Consider the following 21641-nt stretch of genomic DNA (forward strand, 5'->3'; position numbering starts at 1 on the left):
ACAAGAGGCGCCTCGAATTATTGCTCCCTACCAAGATGAAACTCGCGTTGTGCGGCCAATTGGGGAGGGGTTCCTCAATTTTCGGGGTGGCATGCCCTAATTATTGTGGAGAAGTGCCCCAATGTATTGCTCCCTACCAAGATGAAACTCGTGTTGTGCGGCCAATTGGGGAGGGGTCCTCAATTTTCGGGGGGGTATGCCCTAATTATTGCGGAGAAGTGCCCCAATGTATTGCTCCCTACCAAGATGAAACTCGTGTTGTGCGGCCAATTGGGGAAGGTTTCCTCAATTTTCGGGGTGGCATGCCCTAATTATTCTGGAGATGCGCCCCAACGTATTGAGTTCCTGATTGCTGTTAGTGGATGGGTCGGCGGTAGAAAAAAAGACCGGGAAGGGTTACCCCCTCCCCGGTCTCGTCCCGCCCGCCGCGTCCTTCGCGGGGTCCATCGTCGCATCTTCCGCCCTACTTTCCGCCGCGCCCCGAAGCAGGCCGAGCGAACGCAGGAACGCGTCCAGCTCCCGTTCGTACGACTCGCGGCCGCGCGCCCACGACTCCGCATGCGCCGCGTCCGGCGCCACATACATCGACTTCGTGCCTGTCAGCCTCTCGTACACCGCCTCGCTCATCCACGGCGGCACATAGTCGTCCTCCCGCCCGTGGATGAGCAAGACCGGCGCCGCGATCGAGGCGCTGTCCCGAACCGGCGACACCTCGCGGAAGAAGAAGCCCGCCCTCAGCTTGCACCAGAGACTCGTAATCGGCAGCAGCGGGAACCGCGGCAGCCGGAACTCCATCTTCAGCCGATAGGCGAGCTGCTCCGTCAAATCCGAGTACGGGCAGTCGGCGACGACGAACGCCGGGCGACGGTCCATGGCGGCGAATTGCAGCGCCGTCGCGGCGCCCATCGATTCGCCGAACACGCCGACGACGGCGTCTCGCCCGAACCGTTCGTACGCCCAGTCGACGACCGCCTTCGGATCGCGTTTCTCATAGTACCCGTACGTGGTGAAGTCTCCCCCGCTCCGTCCATGCCGGCGGTGGTCGTACAGCACGACGTTGAAGCCTCGGCGGAGGAAGAGGTCCGCATACTTCACCATGCCGTACGACGAAGACGTCACCCCGTGGGCGAACGCGACGGTTCGCCCGGTCGCCTCGCCGTCGGCCGGAACGAACCAGGCGTGAAGCTTGTACCCGAACGGCGAGTCGATCGCGAACTCCTCCTTCGGGAGCTCATCGAGTCGTTCGCGCGTAACGCTCCCGCGTTCGAGCTCGTGGGCGAGGATCGCTTCGGTCTTATGCGTCGGAATGCGGAGCACTCGTTCCGAGAAATAGTATGAAACCGCCAGCAACGCGGCAGCGGCCGTCGTTCCGGCAAGCGTCCAAATCAAGTGAATGATCCCCCTGTGGCATCATGACGCGCGGCCGCCTCGGCGCGGGAGCTCTACCCTTCTTCGTAGGGTGGGCGAAACCCGTTCCTCTCGTTTCCCGCTCCGGAGGCTTTCTCGGTCTCGAGGGGCGGAACGGCGACGGCGGAAGCCGACTCGTTCTCCTGCCGCATCGGCCGCTCCTCGAGCGCCGCGTTGGATTCGTAAGCTTTCCATTGCTCGAATGTGCATTCGAGCTGTCGAAGAACCTCCCTGACATCAAGCGATAGCTTGTGTTTCACCAACCGCGTCAGCCCTCTCCGTATCCGATTTGCCTCGGCAACGACAAAAACCCTTGCTCCGCATTCGGAGAGGGTTGCGATCCCCTCAAACATCCACCAGAGTCATGCGTCTGGTAATGATTATATGAGTTTTGTCATGGTAGAGTCTGTCGAAGCTTGTCTCTGTCGCGTCATGAAATTGTCATTTTCTTTATTAATTTTTACATAATCCGGGACTTCGATCCCAGTACTCTACATCTACCTTACGAATTCGGCAAAATGTACCCTGCGATCATTACAAAATGTAACACCGTACCGATAGATACGAAGATATGGAACACCTCGTGAAAGCCGAACCGATTCGGGAACAAGTCGAACCGCTTCGTCGCGTAGATGACGCCGCCGACCGTATAAGCGACGCCGCCCAGAAGCATCAGCGCGAACGCCTCGACCGGCAGCGCGTCCACCAGCTTCGCGAGCGGAATGATCGCGATCCAGCCGAGCGCGATATAAAACGCGGTCGAGATCGAACGCGGCAAATGCAGGAACCAAATTTTCAGCGCGATGCCGATCGACGCCAGCGTATACACGGCCGCCAGCATGCTCCACCGCCACCAGCCGTCGAGCCCGAAATACAGCACCGGCGTGTACGTGCCTGCGATGAGCAGGTAGATCGCGATATGATCGAGCTTGCGGAGCACCTTCACCTTACCGGGCGTCGTGCGGATCCAGTGGTACGCCGTGCTCGCTCCGTACAAAAGGATGACGCTGACGCCGAAGATGACCCCGGTCGTCAGCTTCGCCGGTTCGTGCATAAACTGGGCGATCAGGAACCCGAGGCCGACGCATCCGGCCAACAGCGGAACCAGGTGCGTGATCGTATTGCCCGGCTCCTTCATGCGGAGCGCTTGAAGCCACTTCATGTCCTTCCTCCTCTTGCTCATAACTCGTGCACCGTAATTTCGCTCCGGATCAGAAACCGGAAGTTGAGGCCGGTCTGGCTGAGCCCCTTCGAGATGTAATACGTCCCGTTGCGGTCCGTATGCATCCCCTTGACGATTCCTTGCAGCGGAAGCGGCCCCTTGTACCGAAGCCGAAACACGAACGGCACCCGGAACTGACCGCCGTGAAAGTGGCCGCTCATCAAATAGTCGTAAGGGCGGTCGATGCGCCGCGTCACCGTCGGATCGTGCGTGACGACGATGCACCTCTCCCCGGGGACCGCGTCCCGGAACGCCTTGCGCGGATGGCTCTTGCCGGAGTAATCGTCGTCGATCCCGACGAGCCGGAAGTTCCCGACGCGGAGCGATTCGTTGCGGAGCAGCGGAATGCCGCGTCGGCGGAACAGGGCGAGCATAGCGGGCAGGTCCGACCTCAACCGGTAATCGTGATTGCCCAGCACCGCATATACCGGAACCCCGGCGTCGCGGACCGCCTTCAAGTACTTGTCCACCTTGGGCAGATGCCGAAGGCGTTGGGTATAATCCCCCGTTAGGAAAATGTAATCCGGCGCCGTCTCGGCGATCAAACGCCGCAGCTTCCCCGGACCGACCCACGTCTTCTCGACGTGCAGGTCGCTGATTTGCAGGATGCGGACGTTCAACCCGAGCGGCCGCCGAACGCGGCGCACCTCGACCCACTGCGCGGGAAAAATGCATGCGAAATAAAAGACGCCGATGCACAATAGCCCCAAAGCTGCGTATATCACTCTCGTCGGTCCCTTCGCCTATCATATATTTCTAGATTATAACCTATCGCCGCCGGAATTCCTTATTGTTTTGGGTTCTGGAAGAAGGTATAATTTTAAAAAAAGGTATGAAATATGAAATTCTATTTCATTCTTCGGATAAATATTTGGGCGAACGATTCAGCGGCGGGGGGGGAAACAGCACGATGAACTGTGGCGAAAGAATAGCCAAGTTACGCGAGGATCTCGGGTTAACGCAAGGCGAGCTCGCCGCACGGCTGGGAATCACCCGCGCGTCGCTGTCGCATTACGAGACGAACCGCAGACAGCCCGATTACGAAACGTTATCCGCGATGGCGGATCTTTTCGACGTGTCCGTCGATTATTTGATGAAGCGCACGGATCATATGAAAAAAAGTCTGACGCCCGACGTCTCCTTCTTTGTCGATCAATTGGAATTGTCGGACGAAGCCATTCTGGAGAAGATCGATTTCACCGTGGACGGCCGCAAGCTGACGGCGGAAGAAGCGCGCCGATTCATCGCTTTCGTGCGGGCGGAACGTGCGATGCTGAGAGGAGACGATAAGGCTGATTCGTGAAAGGGCTTTGTTCCGAATTCGCGGACGGGTAATGGTTTAGAGGATTGAACGCTTTCGGGGCTTGTTCCAATTCGGAGCGGCGGTACTGATCGTAAGCGGTCCATTTGGACCAATCGATGCCCAGTTGTTCAAGAATCGTTTTCACTTCCACAACTCTTTCGATTTGCATGGCGAATACCCCTCTCGATCACTTATACCGCAATCGTTCACAGGAGAGGACCGGTTGCACCACTCGCTCCATACGTCCATAGGTGCCCACATTGTGAGGACGTATCTCATAGCTTCCTACATTCCTGTCTATATTATAGTAATAGTCATATGTCTTGTCTGTCGTTTTTTGGAAACCAGCCTAGAATCTTTTGTTGGAAAATGTCGAAATCGTGGAATTTTTTATGAATTTCACCATTTTTTTACGATAATCTATTACAAGTCATATGACTTTACATCGTACGTTGGAAAGGATGGACTTCATGGCCCTCAAGATCGTTACCGACAGCGCCGCCGACTTGCCGCAAGACTTCATCGAATCGCACGGGATCGAAGTCGTCCCCTTAATGGTATATCATGGGGACCGCGAGTACGAGGACGGCGTCTCCCTTATGCCCGCGGAGCTGTTCGCCGGCATGCGCGGCGGAGAAACCTACAAGACTTCGCAGCCGCTGTACGGGAGGTTCGAAGCTTGCTTCCGCCGTCTCGCCGAGAACGGAGACGAGGGCATCTATATCGCCTTCTCGTCGGAGTTGTCCGGCACGCACCAGACGTCGCTGCTCGTAAAGCAATCCGTTCGGGAAGAACATCCCGGCCTTGCGCTCGACATCGTCGATTCCCGGTGCGCTTCCCTCGGGCTCGGGCTCGTCGTCCGTCATGCGGCGGAGCTCGCGGCCGGCGGCGCCTCTCGAGCGGAGGTGCTCCAGGCGGTCGAGGCGCAGGCGCGGCGGATGGAGCACATCTTTACGGTAGACAATCTCGAGTACCTCGTGCGGGGGGGACGCGTCAGTCCCGTGGCCGCGTTCATCGGCGGCCTGCTCAATATTAAGCCGATCCTGCACGTCGACGGCGGCAAGCTCGTTCCGCTCGAGAAAGTCCGCGGGCGCAAGAAGGTGTTCGCGCGGATCCTGGATCTGATGGAGGAGCGCGGCACGAACGTGAAGGATCAGTGGATCGGCATCTCCCATGGGGACGATCCCGAGGCCGCCGAAGAGATGCGAAGCATGATCGCGGAGCGATTCGGCTGCGAACGGTTTTTCGTCGGCATGATCGGATCCAGCATCGGCGCTCACGCCGGCCCCGGCACGATCGCCGTATTCTTCGCGAACGATCGGCGCTAGGTCGATCGATCCCCTCGCCTCCCGTTACGGCGCTTCGCCGTCGGCGGGAGGCGCTTCCTTATTCTCCGAGGGAGACCCTTCATAGAGCGCCTGCTCGTTATGCCACTTGATGAATTCGATCAGAATCTTATATTCGTTGACCTGCTGCTTGTCGATGCCGCTTCGCTTCAATTCGTCCACGAAGTCCAGCCATTCCCGCTCGAGCTGCTGCTTCTTCTCCGCATTCATGTCCATCTTGAGGAGCGTCTTCAGATCGACCTTGAGCACGACGGCGATCTTCTCCATCACCTGAATGGAAGGATTTTGCTTCAGATTGCGTTCGATGCTGCTTAAATACGACTTGGAGATCCCCGCCCGTTCCGCCAGTTCGGACAAGGTAATGCCGCTCTTGGCTCGCAACTGTTGTATGTTTTTGCCGATCATGAATGTACCCCTATTCGACCGTGACGCTCTTGGCGAGATTTCTTGGCTTATCGACGTCGCACCCTCGGTAGAGGGCCGCGTAATAGGCGAAAAATTGCAGCGGAACGGCGGCGACGAGCGGAGCGAGCGCTTCATGCACCTTCGGCAGGACCAAGGCGTCTCCCGTTTCTTCCAGCCCTTCGATGCTGATCATGCATACGTTGGCGCCTCTGGCGATGACCTCCTGAGCGTTGCTTCGAATGCTGTGCTTCACGGCCCGCTGCGTCGACACCGCGACGACCGGGGTCCCTTCCTCGATGAGGGCGATCGTGCCGTGCTTCAGCTCGCCGCCGGCGAAGCCTTCCGCTTGGATATAAGACACTTCCTTCAGCTTGAGCGCCCCTTCGAGGCAAACGTAGTAGTCCATCGCCCGTCCGATAAAGAAGCAATTCCGGGACGAGCTCAAGTATTCCCATACCAAGCTCTCCATCTTTTCCTTCTCGTTAATGACGACCTCCATCGCGTTCGCCGCGAGGCTCAGCTCCCGAGCGACGTCGAACGGAACGTCGACGCCCCGCTCCCGGGCGCAGTCGCAGGCGAACAAGGCCAACACGCCGATCTGGGTCGTATACGCCTTCGTCGACGCGACCGCGATTTCGGGACCGGCGAACGTGTGCAGCGTGAAATCCGCTTCTCTGGACAGCGTGGAACCCGGCACGTTCGTGATCGTCAACGTCTTGTGTCCGAGCTCGCGAATGCGAACCAGGACGCCGCGGCTGTCCGCCGTCTCCCCGCTCTGCGAGATGAAGACGAAGAGCGGTCGTTCGGAGAGGAGCGGCGGGTTGTACAAAAATTCGCTGGCGACGTGCGCTTCGGCTTTGATTCCGGCTACGCTCTCGAGCAGCTGCTTGCCGACCAAGCCGGCATGATAGCTCGTGCCGCAGGCGACGATGTAGATGCGATCGGCGTCCCTCGCCGCGGCCCGAACGTCGTCCGGCATCGACGCGCGCCCCGCTTCGTCTACATATTCGGCGAGCAGTCTACGAATCGCTCCCGGCTGTTCGTCCATCTCCTTCATCATATAGTGCGCGTACGGTCCCTTCTCGAGCTCGGCCGCGTTCAGCTTGGCGACGAACGAGGTTCTGCGCACCTCCCTGCCCTGAACATCCGTCAGGCTCGCGCCTGCCCGGGTGACCTTCACAGTCTCTCCGTCCATGATTTCGATGAATTCGTTCGTCAGGTGCAGCATCGCCATTGCGTCGCTCGCGATCCCTGCGAAGCCGTCGCCCACGCCGATCAGGAGCGGACTCTTCTGCTTCGCCGCATAGATCGCGCCGGGGTCCTCCTCGTCGATCATCGCGATCGCGTACGAGCCGCGCAGCATCGACAATGCGGTCCGGAAGGACGTCTCGACGCCGAGACCGCGTTGAACGAGCGATTCCACCAGATGGACGACCACCTCGGTATCCGTGTCGCTTTGGAACGAGACATTACGGAGCATCGCGCGCTTTAGCTCCGCGTAATTTTCGATAACCCCATTATGTACGATCGTAAACCGCCCGCCGGCGCTTCGATGCGGGTGGGCGTTGCGGCGGCTCGGCGCGCCGTGCGTCGCCCAACGGGTATGACCGATGCCGAGCGACGCCGACGCATCCGGAACGACCGCCTCGCGCAGCGCGGCGATTCGCCCCTTCTCCTTAAACACGCTGACCCCTTCGCTCCCGAACACCGCGATGCCCGCCGAGTCGTAGCCCCGGTACTCCAGCTTTTCCAATCCCCTCAATAATTGTTCCTCCACGTCCCTTACTCCGATGATGCCTACGATTCCGCACACTCCGTCCATCCTCCTTTAGTCCGAATCCGCTTTCAATACCGTATACTTCCGTTGCCGCGTTCATACGCTGTACCGAGGGGAGGCTTTCCACATGAACACCTTCGCTGTCTTCTATCGGAAGGCGAAAAGCCGTTACCACCGCGTTATGCGCGCCTATCACCTGATTCTCTATCGAGATTGCACCGACGCTCGGATACGCTCGGAGCTGCTCCGCCGAGCGGAGCGCCACGAGCGCATGATGGAGTGAGGGCTTCGCTTACGCCCCTTTCGTCATCCGTTCCGCCGGCAGGCAGCGCGTGACGCATTCCACGACGCGCTGTTGATCCTCCGGCGTCATATTCGATCCGGACGGCAGACAGAGACCGGTGCGGAACAGCCGCTCCGAGACGCTCTCCTCGCCGTGCGGGTAGTAGCGCGCCCCATAGAATAGAGGCTGGAGATGCAGCGGCTTCCAGACGGGACGAGCCTCGATGTCTTCCTCCGCCAGCGCGTAGATCAGGGACGACGGCGAGACGACGGCTTCCTCGCCGAGGGTGAGCGCCGTCAGCCAGCGGTTGGACCTCGTTCCCTCCAGCTCCGGCATGAACTCGAAGCCCGGAAGGCGTCCGAGCTCGGCGCGATACCGCTCGAACACCGCCCGGCGCGCGCTCACCCGATCCTCCAGCACCTCCATCTGCGCGCGGCCGATGCCCGCGAGCACGTTGCTCATCCGGTAATTGAAACCCATCCGGCTGTGCTGATAATGCGGGGCAGGATCCCTCGCCTGCGTCGCTAGGAACCTCGCGCGCTTCAGCGCTTCCGTATCGTTCGCGACGAGCATGCCGCCGCCGGACGTCGTAATGATCTTGTTCCCGTTGAAGGAGTATACGCCGAACCGGCCGAGCGAACCGCTGGCCTTCCCCTTGTAGCTCGAGCCCAGCGACTCCGCCGCGTCCTCGATTAACGGAACGCCGTACGCGTCGCATAGCTCCAGCAGCTCCTCCATCTTCGCGCTCTGCCCGAACAGGTGAACGACGATGACCGCCTTCGGGAGCCGATTCGACCGTCTCGCGTCTTCCAGCGCCCGCTCGAGCGCGATCGGCGACATGTTCCACGTTTCGGGCTCGGAATCGATGAACACCGGCTCCGCGCCTTCGTACAGGATCGGGTTCGCGCTGGCGACGAACGTTAACGAAGAGCAAAACACGCGGTCGCCCTCCCGCACGTCCAACAGCCGCAGCGAGAGATGAATCGCCGCCGTTCCGGAGCTGACCGCCGCCGCGTCCGCCGCGCCCGCGTAGTCCGCGACCTGGCGTTCGAACGCGTCCACGTTCGGCCCGAGCGGGGCGATCATGTTCGTAGCGAAGGCCTCGCTAATATACAGACTTTCTTTGCCGCTCATATGCGGGCTGGACAAGAAAATTCGTCTTCGGCCGATCGGCTTCGACATCGAAATCATCCCCCATCTCGTTATATTTCACGATTCTAGCAGGCGCGCCGACGACCGTCGTGCGGGGCGGAACGTCGTGAATGACGGTCGCCCCAGCCCCGACCGTCGCCCAATCGCCGATCGACTTGCCGGGGATGACGGCAGCGCCAGCGCCGACGAAGGCCCCCATGCCGGCCTTCACCCCTCCCGTCAACGTCGCGCCCGGCGCGATGTGAGCGTAGCCTTTCACGACGCTGTCATGCTCGACGATGGCGCCGCTATTCACGATGGCATGATCGCCGACGGCGGCATCGGCGTTCACGACCGCGTTCGCCAGAATGACGACGCCGTGGCCGACGACGCTCCGCGGGCTGACATACGCCCTCGGATGGATAAGCGTGATGTAACGATCGGAACGCAAGCCCAGTCTCATGGCGATCGCGCATCGGGTTCGGTTATCTCCGATCGCGATGACGAACCGGAGGCGGTCTATCCCGCTCGCAAGCGACGGCGCCGACGAGACGGGCCCGGTATAGATGCCGTTCTCCAGCTCCAAGCTCGGGTATTTGTCGTCCAGAATCGCCGCGACGGTCAAGTCGTTCCGCGCCCGGATCATGTCCTGGACGACCTTGCTGTGCCCGCCTCCGCCGATCAAGGCAATGCGCATGTTTCGCCCCCCTCCCCCAACAATTTACGTTCCGGTGAACTTCTCCATCGTGACATGGTTTTGGTGACTGATGCCCTCGGTGCGGACGACCTTCTTAACCGTAAGGAGCAGGATTTTCAGATCCAGCAGCAGGCTTTGATGTCGGACGTACCAGAGGTCTAGGGCGAACTTCTCCTCCCACGTGATGGAGTTTCTGCCGTTCACCTGCGCCCAGCCCGTCATGCCCGGTCGGACTTCGTGCCGCTTCATCTGCTCCTCCGTGTACAGCGACATGTATTCCATCAGCAGGGGACGCGGGCCGACGAGGCTCAGATCCCCTTTGATCACGTTGATCAGCTGCGGGAACTCATCCAAGCTGAACGCTCGAAGCGTCTTTCCCAGCGGGGTCAGCCTCAGGTGGTCCGGCAGCGGGTTGCCCGCGTCGTCCGTCGCGTTCGTCATCGTGCGGAACTTATACAACCGGAACGGCTTGCCGTGCAGCCCGGGGCGCTCCTGCGCGAACAAAATCGGGGAGCCGATCCGCAGCTTCACGACGAGCGCCGTGATCGCGACGACCGGGGAGAGCAGAAGGAGCAGCAGCGTCGCGACGACGACGTCGAAGCACCGCTTCATTGGCCTCGCTCCGCTTCGCCGCCGCCGCTCTCCCGCATCGCCGACAAAATTTGTTCGCGCAAATCCTTCACGAGGTCTTTGGCTTCCAAATTCGCCGTGGCCTGCCCTTTCCGATAGGCGCGGATGGCGATTTCCCGCAGCTGTTGCTGCGTCAATGTCAATGAAACCTTTTCCATATGCGCATCCCTCTCACACGACCGTTGTGAACAGCCCGGCTTCCTTCGCGGCCGCATAGCCGTGCGGGTTCCCGGATTGCCATCGCCAAGCGTCCTCGCACATCGCATCGATGCCCTTCTCCGCCGTCCAGCCGAGAATGTCCCGGGCCTTGGCCGGGTCGGCGAAGCATTCGCCGATGTCCCCCGGGCGACGATCCGCGATCGCGTACGGAACCGTCCGGCCGGACGCCTTCTCGACGGCGGCGACCATCTCCAGCACGCTGTAGCCCCGGCCGGTGCCGAGGTTGAACGCTTCGGCGCCGCTCCGCTTCGCGACGTAATCGAGCGCCTTCAGATGCCCCTTGGCGAGATCCGCCACGTGGATGTAGTCCCGCACCCCGGTGCCGTCGCGCGTATCGTAGTCGTTGCCGTAGACGCTGAGCTTCGGCAGCTTTCCGATCGCCACTTGCGTGATATAGGGCATCAAGTTGTTCGGGATGCCGTTCGGATCCTCGCCGATGCGGCCGCTTTCGTGCGCTCCGATCGGGTTGAAGTACCGCAGTATCGCGATGCTCCACCGCTTGTCGGATACGCAGATGTCTCGGAGGATGTCCTCGATCATCTGCTTCGTACGGCCGTAAGGATTCGTTGCCCCGAGCGGCGCGTCCTCCGGGATCGGCACCCGCTCCGGCAGCCCGTACACGGTCGCCGAGGAGCTGAACACCAGCTTTTTCACGCCGAAGTCCGACATGACGTTGCACAGCGCCAGCGTGCCGACGACGTTGTTGAGGTAGTACTCGATCGGCGCGTCCATCGATTCGCCCACCGCCTTGAGGCCGGCGAAGTGAACGACCGATTCGATTCGATGGCTTCGGAAAATGTTCTCCAACGCCTCCCGGTCGAGCAAATCCGCGTTGTAAAACCGAATCGTCTTGCCTGTGATTTCCTGCACGCGCCGCAGCGACTCCTCGCTGCTGTTCTGCAGGTTGTCGATCACGACGACCTCATGGCCGGCTTCCAGCAGCTCTACGCAGGTATGACTTCCTATGTATCCGGCGCCGCCGGTGACTAGGACTGGCATGGCATATCAACCTCGCTATCCATTCTTTATAGAGAACATTGGAATAAAAAAATATATGACTTCCGTGTATTACTGTTATTTTAGTTCTTTATAAAGAACAAGTCAACAAATTTAAACCATTAGAATCTCTATTTCGCCGACAAACCGGCATTCTCTTGCCGATGGCTGGCCCCTTTTCCAAGAATACCCTGATTGGATAATGAAAAGGGCGCACCGCAAGGTACGCCCGATGACCTACTCCTTCACGACATCCGTTCGCTTCACGCGGAGCGTCGTGTTCACAAGCTTGTTACTCTTGAACATATACGGCGGCGCGTCCTTGCCCGCATTGAGGGTGTCCACCGCATGCACGCTGCGATTGGCGGAGAAGACATTCCGTTCGAACGTCGCTTCATAGATCTCCGTCTTTTCCGGGGTCGTGAACCCTCCGAATTTGATTAAAGGCTTACTTCCGTCCGTCAATCGTTCCGCGCGGAGGGTGTTGTTCACCCAATGCAGCTTCTTCGCTTTGCTAACGGTTACCGCCGCCAAGTACCCGACATCCCCTTTAAGGATAAACTCGGAATCCTGTACGGTAACGTCCGCTTGAGCATGATTCAATCCGATGAGCTTATTGTTCGCTTGAAAAACGCAATCGGTAAACCGGAACGTTCCCGGAACGTTGATCAGCAGTCCGTTCGTCTCCTGGGAAGCGGACGTAAAGTTACATCCGTTATACAAGCCTTGAGGCAGCGTCGTCCCGTTAGAGACGTTATAATCCGTCACCTTCAAGTTTTCGTATTCGCTTCCGGATGCCCCGGGTCCTGCGATCGTAGACAGCCTCGTCTTCCCGACGACCGTTACGTCGGTCAATCTAGTCGGCTGCGTACCGAGATAGAGGGCGTTGCTTCGCACGTTGTTGTTGGTCAAGGTGACGCCCGACACCTCGACGCCGAACGGAGCGGAGCTCTCGATTCTAAGCAATCCGTCGATGATCTCCGAATCGGCGAAGAGAATATCCTTGCCTAGGAGGGCGACCTCGCCGTTCACGATCGTATTGTCTTTAATGACTCCGTTGCTTCGCATCCCGATTCCGTTACCTTGGAAGTGGTTTCGCGCAAGGACAACGTCTTCGAACGCCTCCCATCCGAAAAATCCGATCCTCGATTCCAAGCGATTCCCTTCGATCCTCCCGTTGCGCCCATCCGCCAGTACAATATCTCCTCTATTGTTATAGAGGCGATTATTCGTGATCGTCAGGTTGCTGATCGGGAAAAATCCCATCCCTTCGGAATCGATTCCATATCCCGGCGCGGTTCCTCCGATGTCATGCAATCGGTTGTTATGAATGACGACGTTGTCGCCGCCGGTCACGCTGATCCCTTGCCTGCGGTTGAACGCGATTTCCGAATTTTGAATCGTGACGTTGCGGGCGACTTCGTTGCTCCAGAACGAGACGAATACCCCTTCCGTCGATTTGGCCGGAAACACCGGGATGACCGATTCAGCGCCGGAGGGGATAGGAATCAAGCCCCCGATCGTTTGATCCCGAGCGCTGGAGAGGAATTTTCCGTCGCGATCGTAGAAATACACGTCAAAGATTTTCCCTTCGATCCCCTGCGGCTGCCAGAACGTAATAAGCCGACGGGTCTCGAAAATCGGATGATCCAAAAGCAGAGGTTCCTTGATCCTGATCTTCGAAGTGCTGTTGACGGGCTTCCCTTCCGCATCGATAGCCCCTCGCTCGAACAGCCTTCCGGATAAGCCGACCAAGCCGACGCCCGAACCCTTCACCACGACCCCGTCCCCGGTAAAGTCGACCGCTCGCACTTGGTCGATGACCGCCCTCGCGGCGCCTTCCACCATAATGCCGACCCCGGCCTCATGCGTTCCCGCGCTGCTGGGGGTATCCTTTTGCGAATAATTATGCTGGTTCCGATCCCCTTGATACGTACCTCCGCGAATGTCGACGTCATGGACGTCCGCCCCAAGATACAATACCTGATAGGCTTCGAACCCATTGGCTTCTTTCTTCATCACCGCCTTATCGTCAAGCAGCAGCGTCATTTCGCTGACCATATTGATGCGCGCCTCCGGATCCGAGGGCTTCGCGCCTTTGGCGATGAGGTAAGTGCCCGCCGGAACCTTAAAGGTTTTATATCCCTGTTCTCCGGCCCATGCCAACGCCTTATTAAGTCCTTGCGTAGTTTCCACGGGATGGGTCCCGTCGTTATAAATCCCCCATCGTTGCAGCTCTAGATCGTACACCTTGCCTTCCGCGTTGTCTAACGCACGGAGCAACATGGAGGCGAATTCCGCGCGGGACAAGGATTGCTCCGGCCGGAACAACCCGCTCTCGTCGCCGCGTACGATCCCCTTCGCGAATGCGCCCGCGATGGAATCGGCCGCCCAATGACTCTTCTGTACATCGGCGAACGAAGCGGGGGCTTGCGCCGCTTCCAGACGGAATACCCTGTCGAATAGAACCGCCGCTTCCGCCCTCGTGATGAACGCATTGGGCCGGAAGCTCCCGTCCGGGTAACCCGAAACGATATTTAATCGCTTCGCGGCGGAGATGGAAGATGCCGCCCAATGATTCGCGGCAACGTCCGTAAATCCGGCTTCGAGGTCCTCCTCCGCTTCGACGCCCGACACGCGGACCGTCACCGTCGCCAACTCGGCCCTTGTGACGGACCGGTCCGGGCGGAAACTGCCGTCCTCGTACCCGGAGATGAGCTGCCGATCCTGCAGACGAACGATCTCTTCCTCCGCCCAATGGCCTCGTATATCGTTGAACGCCGCTTGTACCGTACCGACGAGCAAGCCTTGCATCAAAAGTATGACGGCCAAAAAGCAAGATATTTTCTTATTCAACGTTGACAACCTCCCCCTCCTCACACTATGCTCTCCTTTGCCTCGGCGCCCCGGCGGTAACCCACCGGAACGAGAGGAGCCTTCCCTTCCATCGCTGCAGGAATTCATATGCGAAATAGGAAGCAACGAACACAAGAGGAGTGAATAATAAATTCCACGCCAACGTTTCCGCGACTCGTTCGTACCCGGTCAGGAGCAGCGCAAGATGGCTGCCGTTGATCACTAACACATGGATGACGAAGATCCCCGCCGACTTGGATCCGATCGCGGCCCAAATCGAATCCTTGCCGGCATGCGGACGATGCAGCGCGGCGAGGAAAAGAACGATGACCAACAATGCCGTAGAAACGAAGTAATCGCCCGGATTTCCCCTGAACCACCCTACAAGGATGGCCCTCTCCGCCAGTTGAAGTAGCGAGAAGGCGAGAATCCAAATTATGTAGTTCGCCTTCGCCGCGCGACGATTCCGGATCCAACCGATGTTCCCCTGGGCGAAGACGAAACCCAAGGTCGTATAGAATAATCCGAAGAAGAGGGCGTCCCGGGTCGGGAACGAGACCGCGAACAGACCGGAATACGCCTGCCCGAACAATCCGACCCCATGAAGAAGGACGCTGGCCCACAGCAGCCCCTTCATCGCTTTATATTTATAGCAAATGAATATAACAACCATACAAGCCATTAACGAAGGCAAGTACCATAAGTGGTACCCGCTGTTCCCGACGCTATAATAGACTAGCTTCAGGGGATGCATGGCACCGAAATAAGCCGCTACCGCTGTTGGAAACTCGGTCTTCTCAAGAACCGATCGAGCGGCGATCAGGCATACGTCGTACAAAATATAGGCGATCTGCCAGACTGCGTAGAGCTTGGCGAGTTTACCTATGTATTTCTTAAGATGGAGGGTCCGCAACGGCTCCCGGACTGCCTTCTGCCCGAACAAATACCCGGCGGCCATAAAGAAAAAGGGGACGGCGAACCTGGAGAGAGTATCTAGGATGAAGTCGATCGTCGCTCCGCTAAATCCGGCAAAACTCATGTTCCGAAACGGGTTCGTGTGAATCGTAACAATGGCTAACATCCCCAACCCTTTGACGACGTCTACGGCATAATTCCTCTCCAACTGCAGCCCCCCGCTCAATATTCGCGTTCCGCCAATCGCTGCTTCCGAACCTTCGGCAACAGCTTGTTTTGGACGATTCGGACGATCAAGTCCTTAAAGTACGTATACTCCTCCGTCTTCCTCAGAAAGATGAAATGCGAGAGATTCACGATCAACAGGTTGACAATAACGTTCAACGCAAAGGCGCCGAAGCCGGTTGCAGCCTGCAGCCGGTATGTCGCGAAGGCTGACGCCGCGAGCGGAATCGATGCGATAAATAGGTACGTAAAATATAAACGGAAATAATCGAGCAACGGCTTGCGAAACACAAGGTTATAAACCAACTTAGGCTTTAGCCAAAAGATGACGGAAAGATTGCTGATCAACGTACCTAAGAATATGCCGGGGAGACCGATCCACCTCACGAGCAGAACGGATGCTGCGAGGTTGATCGCCGCTTCGAATAAGGGAGCATAGCGGTCTTGATGGTAAATGCCCGCCCCCTCTTTAAACCGCTCCACGGAGCCCCGCATTAACGTAAAGTAGAAGTTAAGCATGACGATGCAAATCGTCAACCGATCCAACGTTTGTCCCGGGCCTAACCAGAGATGGATGAATGGCTCGATCGTATTGAAGATCCCGATGGCGACCACCGATACGATCCAGAAGCTAATGAAAAACAACCTCCGATGCACGCGATACGCCGTCGAAGCGTTCCCCTCCGTCAGCATGTTGCCGATGCTGGCGGTCACTCCGGACAAGGCCTTGGATATGATCGTCTGGGCGGCCCCGATTACCATGTAGTAGCTGTTGAATATGCCTACCGTCGTTAAGTTGATGAAAGCGGAAATCATCATATTGTCGATGCCAAACACGATGGTTCCGCCGATTTTATGCATAAACAGCGCTCTTATATTTCTTATCAACGATGACTTTTCTTCTTGGTCGATCCTTCCCTGGGCGTTCCGTAACCAACTGTATCTCTTATTGATGTAAGCATTCATGGATACGAAGTACACGAGGTTGACGAAAATTTGCGCCAGGATGAAGACATAGAAATTCGGAAACAGGTGAATGACGAGGAGCTGCAATGCGCATATCGACACTTTCGAAAGCACCGTCGCCAAGGCTACCTTGTATTCGTCCTGAGCGACGATAAGCATGCATAATTTGTACGAGAAGAAATAACTAATGAGGGTGTCCGCCAGAAAAAGAAGGAAGTACCGCTGAGCGTCCGCCAAATGAATTTGTCGATCTATAAATAAATGCAAAAAAGGAAGGGTTGCGAGTCCGGCCGCGAAAATAACCCCTCCCACATTGCGGTAAAATCGAGCGTAATATTGTAAATATCCTTTTATTTTTTCCTTGTTTTGCTCCGCGAACGGTTTATACATCGAGTAAATGATGGCGCTGCCGATCCCCAATTCAGCGATCGACAACAACCCGATAATATTGGTGAACAAGGAGACCAAACCTAACATGTCGTTCCCGAACGTATTCAGAAAGTATTTCCTCAGAACGAACGCGGGAAAAAAACCGATGATGACCGTGATGAAATTAATAAATACGTTTACGCTCGCCTTTTTCATTCTCATGTGGATGCTTCCTCATTTTCTTAGCATGACTCCATCAGCGAGTATACTTTTTGCAGTTCGCCCTCGGTCCCGACCTTGTCGTGCTTCAAGTTCGCGCTGATACGCTGCCGTAACTCTTGATTTTCGATGATTTTCTTAATGCCGAGATACAGATCCCGTGCGTTCATATTCACGATCAACCCGGTTTCCCCGTCGCGAATTTGCCCGTACGCCGCCGGGAAATTCGTCGAAACGATCGGTCTTCGCAGTATTCTTGCTTCCGCGATCGCAAGACCAAAGCCTTCGAATCGGGAAGGCTGTACGTAAATATCCGCGCGATTCAGGAAAGAGTAAGGATTTTGGAACGTCCCTAAGAAGACGAAGTTCTCGGTTAGATCGTACTGCTTGACCCTTGCCTCCAAGTCCTTCCTTAGCTCCCCTTCGCCGATCACATACCATCGGATTTTGAGGCCATCCTCTTTTAACATTCGACAAGCTTCTATCGCCATATCGTATCCCTTTAAGGGAACCAGCCTTCCTATGGTAAGAATCTTGCAGCCGTCGAAGTCGTCGGCATAACTCGCGCCTTCCTGCGCCATCGCTTGCACCAGCTTCGGGGAGACGATATCGTACACAACGTCGGTCGATTCGATCAGCTCGGGGAACTCCCTCGTAAATATTTCCTTTCCGGCGTCGGATACCGTTACTACTCTGTGGAATTTATTGTAATATTTCCGGTCGAAATCCTTGTTGTACTTCGCCATCCGGTAGTCGGTGTTTAACCATGTAAGCTTTCTATTAGCGGTTACTTTCTCCGCCACGAAATAAGTAGGCATCCCCTGGCTGTAGGCGATCGCGACGTCATAATGATCGGGCAGCGGATCGATGGACATGGAAAACCAACGCCACGTAACCTGCGCGCGATGAAGCCTTCGGCTGCGCCACGGGTTTCGCAACGCCGCCGAAGCCCCCAACCTTACGAACAATTCTTTAAATCTCCTAGTCAGTAACAGATGTTTCACTCCGCGGGATTGTCTGCTCAAGAAGGCCGGGCTCTCCAGCACGCGCACTTCTTTCGGCAGCAGGGGAAGGTATAGACCTTTATTGGAAAAGAGGAGCAAATCCACTTTAAACTTGCTGAAATCCAGTAAGCTTAGCAAAGAGATGAGGCTCTTCTCCGCCCCGCCGCTCTGCAAAGAATCGATCACGAATAACACCTGTTTCATGAGGATTTTCTCCTATTACCAAGAATTGTATTCAGGTACCCTTTGGATTCCTGGATCTTTCGATTCAAAATCGTCTTAACCTTGCGATATTCGATATCGCGACATAATTCGTCGATCCCGACATATTCGCCGACCAGACGATCCAGCAGCCCTAAGTCGTCCAGCAAGTCTCTCATTCTCGTGTTGATGGCCTCCGTCCGGTTGACGATCGCGAAGTTTTTCTCGTAGATGATCGAGAACACGGCCGCGTGAAACGAGTTTGAAATGACGAACTTCGCGTCCCGAACCAACGATACGAACGTCTCCGGACCTTCGTATTGGAAATACTTGTTTGCATATTTGGATTTGCCCCCGTTGACGGCGTATATTTTGCAGCTCCACCGCTTGGCGAGCGATTCCGCAATCCTTCTAATAAGGGAACTGTCGTCGAAGTCGTACACGAGAACGTAATCTCCCGGAATCGAAGCGGTCCCCAACCGGTTCCACTCCGAATCATCCAACAAGAAGGCGGGATCGACTACGTTGACCGCCTGATGGATTTGCATTTGATGCAGGATGGCTACGCCGCTTTTTTCTCTCACGCCTATCCCGTCAAGCTTCGATACCTTTTCTTTCACGAACGGCTTATAGCGATCGTGGATGGACTCCGTAGCGAAGCTGGCGGCATAGGCGGCTCTCACCTTGCCCTCCGGAACGAAATCGAGATAGAAGGCCGGATCCGACCCGTTCCGATGCAGCGTATTCCAAATTTGGTCGCTTCCGCATAAATAAATATCCGCCTCCGGAGGGTTCCGCTTTAATTCGTCGTTCGTGTTGTATCTCGCGGGCGTTAAGGCGAGATGCTTCGCCTTGAAAGCGTCGAACGCTCTCTTCCGCTTCAAACTCACTACCCTTCCCGGAACTTTCGCGCCAAGATACAGGAGCTTAGTGAACAGGTTCTTCTCCCATTTCGGACTGCTTATGGCGAATAATTTGTAGTGACGGCTTAAGTAGTCGGGCTTATAATCGATAATCTCGACCTCGTATCCGAGATTGATCAAGTACCTCATAAGCCCGTATGCCTGTAAGGAGGCACCGTGATTGTATACGTCATGGCAAGTTATCGTACAAATCTTCACCTTGACACTCCCTTTCGATTACGTGATGAGCCGATACAATTTTTGCAATTCCCGAGTACTGTTGCCGTAGTCGCTTGCCTTGCAGGCCTGCGTTAAACGTTCCCTGTAATTCGAGTCCAAATATAAACGTTCGATCCCCTCCGCGAGCCCATGGGCGGAGAGTTCCGAAATATGTCCGTCGATCCCGTTCTTCACTTGACTCGGCGCGGTCGGATAATTCGTAATTAGAACCGGCTTCGAGAGAATTTGCGCCTCGAGCACCGTCACGGCCTTGCCTTCGTAACGCGACGGCTGAACATATAAATCTGCCTCCCGAATGTACGGATAGGGGTTGGTTTTCTTGCCTAGCAAAATAAAGTCCCGTTCCAACCGATGTCGCTCGATCAACGTCCGAATGGCTCCCTCTTCCCCGCCGTAGCCGACGACGTACCAAGCGATGTCGTATCCCTTCCCCTTCAACAGCTTGAGGGCTTCGACCGCCTTGTCGATTCCCTTCGCATGCGAAAGTCGGGCCACGGTTACGATCTTAAAGCGGTCGTCCTCGGACATCGGCGAGGGCGGATGTTCGACCGCCATTTTCCTAACAAACTCCGGGGACGTAATATTTTCGATCACCTCGACTTTGTTGTTCAAGACGCGGTATGTTCTTACGAACGAATCCTTGCACGCCTCGGACACCGAGACGATGTGGTCGAATCGGTTCCACATCTTTACGTCCGCCGTTCGATTCGTATCCACGTTTGAATAATCCGTGTGGATCCAAGCGATCTTCTTCTTGGCCTTCACCTTCTCCGCCACGAAATAATGCGGCCAAAGAAAGCTTATCGCCAGATCGTACCGTTCCTCCAGACTAGGCAGCAGAGGCAGAGCCAGCTTCCACATCAATTGCATTTGGTAATGGCCGGGCTCTCTCGCTCGCTTGATCTTTCCCAGCGCCTGCGCCGCGACCTTGGCTATGATTCTTGAACCTCCGAGGAGCCATCTTCGCTCTTGGAGGACCTCTCGTATCGTCTTCCGAATCGTTGTATACTGCGGAATTTCCTTTACTAGGTTGACCTTCCGAGGGAGGAGCTCCAAGAATTCGCCCTGTTGGCGATATAGAAATAAATCGACGTCGTAGCTTTCGTAATCGAAATTTTCCAAGAGGCTGATTAAGCTTCTCTCGACGCCTCCGATCTCCAGATCGAATGAGGCGATCAATACCTTTTTCTTCATACGCAGCCCCGTCTCTCGTAAATATGGATTAATTCCGCGATTCCGGTCGGTATGGAATATCGATTCCGCTCGAAGGCGTCGATAATTTTGACGGCGTTCTTTTCCCGGCGCCCCGCCTTCTCGATAATCGCATCGGCCCACGCATCCGCTCCGGCCGCCAGCGGGACTCTGGTGATCAACCCCATGCCTACATCCGCTTCGGGCTGAATCGCTTCCGATACGATGCAAGGCAGTCCGCCGGCTTGCGCTTCGAGCAATACTAAACCGAGGCCCTCGTATGTGGAGGGGAACGCGAATACATCCATAGCGTGCAGCATCGTCCCGATATCGTCTCTGAGTCCTACGAAGCGGATATCGCCGGATAAGCCCTCTTCCTCCGCGATTTTCTGTATTCGCGGTTTGAAGTCGCCGTCCCCGACCAGCAGCAGCTTGGCATTGGCGCCCTTGCGCACGATGCGCTTCATGACCTCCAATAAAAACACATGATTTTTCGCTTCGACGAATCGGCCGATATGTCCGATCACGATGCCTTGATTCAAATTTTCTTTCTCTTTAAATGCGTTTACTTCCGTCTCGTTCTTTTCCAAAAAAACGCTGTAATCGATTACGTTCGGAAAATGGGAGAACCCCCGCCCGCGGTTTCGTCTTCCGAACAAATAGTTCCCGGCCTCGCGGCTGCACGCCAACCGGTGCGTCGATAGACGATTTAACAGCGCCCTCATCGTCCCGAAGTACATTTGTCTGAGCTTATTGTCCCGCTTATCCAGGGTCGTGTGCGCGTGCGCGATCCGAACGGGAACCCCCGCCAACGCGGATGCCGCAATCGCGATTCCGCAATGAAACAGCGTATGGGCGTGAACCGCGGCATATGGTCCGCGGCTCTTCATAACCTTATAGAGCGCAATCGCGGATTGCGGGTTCGGAAGGCGGAACACCTTCCCGCCCATACGTTCGATTTCATGGTCGTAGTAAGCCTCCTGCCCGCTATAGGAAACAAAATCGAATTGCATCTGTCGCTTGTCAAGCTTCCTATAGATGTTCATTAACATCGTCTCGGTGCCGCCCATATTCATCGCCCCGACGACATGTAGAATTCTTATTGGCTGCCGCTCCTGCGGGTTCATCTTCCGGTAT

20 protein-coding genes and 1 riboswitch are annotated in these 21641 nt (G+C 56.5%); of the genes, 3 read left to right on the forward strand and 17 right to left on the reverse strand.

The features are described 5' to 3' along the window. Nucleotides 1-396: 396 nt before the first annotated feature. The 3 genes from RIN49_RS18500 to RIN49_RS18510 form a co-directional block, all read right to left on the reverse strand. Nucleotides 397-1389 (reverse strand): alpha/beta hydrolase, encoded by a 993-nt coding sequence (locus RIN49_RS18500; RefSeq protein WP_309121638.1) that lies wholly within the window; start codon nucleotides 1387-1389, stop codon nucleotides 397-399. Between the two features lie 520 nt (nucleotides 1390-1909). Further along, the gene (trhA, locus tag RIN49_RS18505) at nucleotides 1910-2569 is read right to left on the reverse strand and encodes a PAQR family membrane homeostasis protein TrhA (RefSeq protein WP_309121639.1); all 660 of its coding nucleotides are present in this window, start codon (nucleotides 2567-2569) and stop codon (nucleotides 1910-1912) included. 17 nt (nucleotides 2570-2586) lie between these two features. Then, complete coding sequence (locus RIN49_RS18510; RefSeq protein ID WP_309121640.1) at nucleotides 2587-3354, reverse strand: metallophosphoesterase; 768 nt, start codon at nucleotides 3352-3354, stop codon at nucleotides 2587-2589. A gap of 185 nt (nucleotides 3355-3539) precedes the next feature. On the opposite strand from RIN49_RS18510, the gene RIN49_RS18515 reads away from it, so the two are divergent. Both RIN49_RS18515 and RIN49_RS18520 read left to right on the forward strand, forming a co-directional pair. Beyond that, nucleotides 3540-3932 (forward strand): helix-turn-helix domain-containing protein, encoded by a 393-nt coding sequence (locus RIN49_RS18515; RefSeq protein ID WP_309121641.1) that lies wholly within the window; start codon nucleotides 3540-3542, stop codon nucleotides 3930-3932. A gap of 210 nt (nucleotides 3933-4142) precedes the next feature. After that, a riboswitch (cyclic di-GMP riboswitch) is annotated at nucleotides 4143-4227 on the reverse strand. Between the two features lie 175 nt (nucleotides 4228-4402). Then, nucleotides 4403-5260 carry a DegV family protein gene (locus tag RIN49_RS18520; protein WP_309121642.1) on the forward strand — a complete coding sequence of 286 codons (858 nt, stop codon included), beginning with the start codon at nucleotides 4403-4405 and terminating at the stop codon, nucleotides 5258-5260. Nucleotides 5261-5284: 24 nt separating this feature from the next. On the opposite strand, the gene RIN49_RS18525 is transcribed toward RIN49_RS18520, so the two are convergent. Both RIN49_RS18525 and glmS read right to left on the reverse strand, forming a co-directional pair. Continuing rightward, entirely contained in the window at nucleotides 5285-5683 is a 399-nt protein-coding gene (locus RIN49_RS18525) for a helix-turn-helix domain-containing protein (protein ID WP_309121643.1), read from the reverse strand. 10 nt (nucleotides 5684-5693) lie between these two features. Further along, a complete protein-coding gene (gene glmS, locus RIN49_RS18530; protein ID WP_309121644.1) occupies nucleotides 5694-7496 on the reverse strand; it encodes a glutamine--fructose-6-phosphate transaminase (isomerizing) in 1803 nt (600 codons plus the stop codon). Between the two features lie 91 nt (nucleotides 7497-7587). Between glmS and RIN49_RS18535 the strand changes: the two genes are divergently transcribed. After that, nucleotides 7588-7743, forward strand: coding sequence for a hypothetical protein (locus RIN49_RS18535; protein ID WP_158299539.1), 156 nt, complete (start codon nucleotides 7588-7590; stop codon nucleotides 7741-7743). Between the two features lie 9 nt (nucleotides 7744-7752). Here RIN49_RS18535 and RIN49_RS18540 read toward each other — a convergent pair whose 3' ends face one another. The 12 genes from RIN49_RS18540 to RIN49_RS18595 all read right to left on the reverse strand — a co-directional run bounded on the left by RIN49_RS18540 (nucleotide 7753) and on the right by RIN49_RS18595 (nucleotide 21631). After that, nucleotides 7753-8925, reverse strand: coding sequence for an aminotransferase class I/II-fold pyridoxal phosphate-dependent enzyme (locus RIN49_RS18540; RefSeq protein ID WP_309121645.1), 1173 nt, complete (start codon nucleotides 8923-8925; stop codon nucleotides 7753-7755). Further along, the gene (locus tag RIN49_RS18545) at nucleotides 8849-9571 is read right to left on the reverse strand and encodes an acetyltransferase (RefSeq protein ID WP_309121646.1); all 723 of its coding nucleotides are present in this window, start codon (nucleotides 9569-9571) and stop codon (nucleotides 8849-8851) included. The genes RIN49_RS18540 and RIN49_RS18545 overlap by 77 nt, the downstream gene beginning before the upstream one ends. 24 nt (nucleotides 9572-9595) lie before the next feature. Continuing rightward, nucleotides 9596-10183 (reverse strand): sugar transferase, encoded by a 588-nt coding sequence (locus RIN49_RS18550; protein ID WP_309121647.1) that lies wholly within the window; start codon nucleotides 10181-10183, stop codon nucleotides 9596-9598. Continuing rightward, complete coding sequence (locus RIN49_RS18555) at nucleotides 10180-10359, reverse strand: YwzD family small protein (protein WP_309121648.1); 180 nt, start codon at nucleotides 10357-10359, stop codon at nucleotides 10180-10182. Before RIN49_RS18555 ends, RIN49_RS18550 begins: the two co-directional genes overlap by 4 nt. A 13-nt stretch (nucleotides 10360-10372) precedes the next feature. After that, nucleotides 10373-11419: a UDP-glucose 4-epimerase GalE gene (gene galE, locus RIN49_RS18560; RefSeq protein ID WP_309121649.1), complete on the reverse strand. Its 1047-nt coding sequence runs from the start codon at nucleotides 11417-11419 to the stop codon at nucleotides 10373-10375. Nucleotides 11420-11653: 234 nt separating this feature from the next. Beyond that, the gene (locus tag RIN49_RS18565) at nucleotides 11654-14272 is read right to left on the reverse strand and encodes an S-layer homology domain-containing protein (protein ID WP_309121650.1); all 2619 of its coding nucleotides are present in this window, start codon (nucleotides 14270-14272) and stop codon (nucleotides 11654-11656) included. A 25-nt stretch (nucleotides 14273-14297) separates the two neighbouring features. Then, complete coding sequence (locus RIN49_RS18570; RefSeq protein ID WP_309121651.1) at nucleotides 14298-15395, reverse strand: acyltransferase; 1098 nt, start codon at nucleotides 15393-15395, stop codon at nucleotides 14298-14300. Nucleotides 15396-15409: 14 nt separating this feature from the next. Beyond that, nucleotides 15410-16969 (reverse strand): lipopolysaccharide biosynthesis protein, encoded by a 1560-nt coding sequence (locus RIN49_RS18575; RefSeq protein WP_309121652.1) that lies wholly within the window; start codon nucleotides 16967-16969, stop codon nucleotides 15410-15412. A 20-nt stretch (nucleotides 16970-16989) separates the two neighbouring features. Beyond that, the gene (locus RIN49_RS18580) at nucleotides 16990-18174 is read right to left on the reverse strand and encodes a glycosyltransferase (RefSeq protein ID WP_309121653.1); all 1185 of its coding nucleotides are present in this window, start codon (nucleotides 18172-18174) and stop codon (nucleotides 16990-16992) included. After that, complete coding sequence (locus RIN49_RS18585) at nucleotides 18171-19292, reverse strand: polysaccharide pyruvyl transferase family protein (protein ID WP_309121654.1); 1122 nt, start codon at nucleotides 19290-19292, stop codon at nucleotides 18171-18173. Before RIN49_RS18585 ends, RIN49_RS18580 begins: the two co-directional genes overlap by 4 nt. 18 nt (nucleotides 19293-19310) lie before the next feature. Continuing rightward, a complete protein-coding gene (locus tag RIN49_RS18590) occupies nucleotides 19311-20507 on the reverse strand; it encodes a glycosyltransferase (protein ID WP_309121655.1) in 1197 nt (398 codons plus the stop codon). Beyond that, a complete protein-coding gene (locus RIN49_RS18595) occupies nucleotides 20504-21631 on the reverse strand; it encodes a glycosyltransferase family 1 protein (protein WP_309121656.1) in 1128 nt (375 codons plus the stop codon). The genes RIN49_RS18590 and RIN49_RS18595 overlap by 4 nt, the downstream gene beginning before the upstream one ends. Between the last annotated feature and the right edge of the window lie 10 nt (nucleotides 21632-21641).

It is taken from the genome of Paenibacillus sp., from assembly GCF_031177825.1.
GTDB lineage: Bacteria > Bacillota > Bacilli > Paenibacillales > YIM-B00363 > Paenibacillus_AE.

Excerpts from the sequence above, each read along its gene's own strand:
- trhA (WP_309121639.1), bottom strand. The coding sequence starts at position 2,569 with ATGAAGTGGCTTCAAGCGCTCCGCATGAAGGAGCCGGGCAATACGATC.
- RIN49_RS18515 (WP_309121641.1), top strand. The coding sequence starts at position 3,540 with ATGAACTGTGGCGAAAGAATAGCCAAGTTACGCGAGGATCTCGGGTTA.
- RIN49_RS18520 (WP_309121642.1), top strand. The coding sequence starts at position 4,403 with ATGGCCCTCAAGATCGTTACCGACAGCGCCGCCGACTTGCCGCAAGAC.
- RIN49_RS18525 (WP_309121643.1), bottom strand. The coding sequence starts at position 5,683 with ATGATCGGCAAAAACATACAACAGTTGCGAGCCAAGAGCGGCATTACC.
- RIN49_RS18535 (WP_158299539.1), top strand. The coding sequence starts at position 7,588 with ATGAACACCTTCGCTGTCTTCTATCGGAAGGCGAAAAGCCGTTACCAC.
- RIN49_RS18540 (WP_309121645.1), bottom strand. The coding sequence starts at position 8,925 with ATGTCGAAGCCGATCGGCCGAAGACGAATTTTCTTGTCCAGCCCGCAT.
- RIN49_RS18545 (WP_309121646.1), bottom strand. The coding sequence starts at position 9,571 with ATGCGCATTGCCTTGATCGGCGGAGGCGGGCACAGCAAGGTCGTCCAG.
- RIN49_RS18550 (WP_309121647.1), bottom strand. The coding sequence starts at position 10,183 with ATGAAGCGGTGCTTCGACGTCGTCGTCGCGACGCTGCTGCTCCTTCTG.
- RIN49_RS18555 (WP_309121648.1), bottom strand. The coding sequence starts at position 10,359 with ATGGAAAAGGTTTCATTGACATTGACGCAGCAACAGCTGCGGGAAATC.
- galE (WP_309121649.1), bottom strand. The coding sequence starts at position 11,419 with ATGCCAGTCCTAGTCACCGGCGGCGCCGGATACATAGGAAGTCATACC.
- RIN49_RS18575 (WP_309121652.1), bottom strand. The coding sequence starts at position 16,969 with ATGAGAATGAAAAAGGCGAGCGTAAACGTATTTATTAATTTCATCACG.
- RIN49_RS18580 (WP_309121653.1), bottom strand. The coding sequence starts at position 18,174 with ATGAAACAGGTGTTATTCGTGATCGATTCTTTGCAGAGCGGCGGGGCG.
- RIN49_RS18590 (WP_309121655.1), bottom strand. The coding sequence starts at position 20,507 with ATGAAGAAAAAGGTATTGATCGCCTCATTCGATCTGGAGATCGGAGGC.
- RIN49_RS18595 (WP_309121656.1), bottom strand. The coding sequence starts at position 21,631 with ATGAACCCGCAGGAGCGGCAGCCAATAAGAATTCTACATGTCGTCGGG.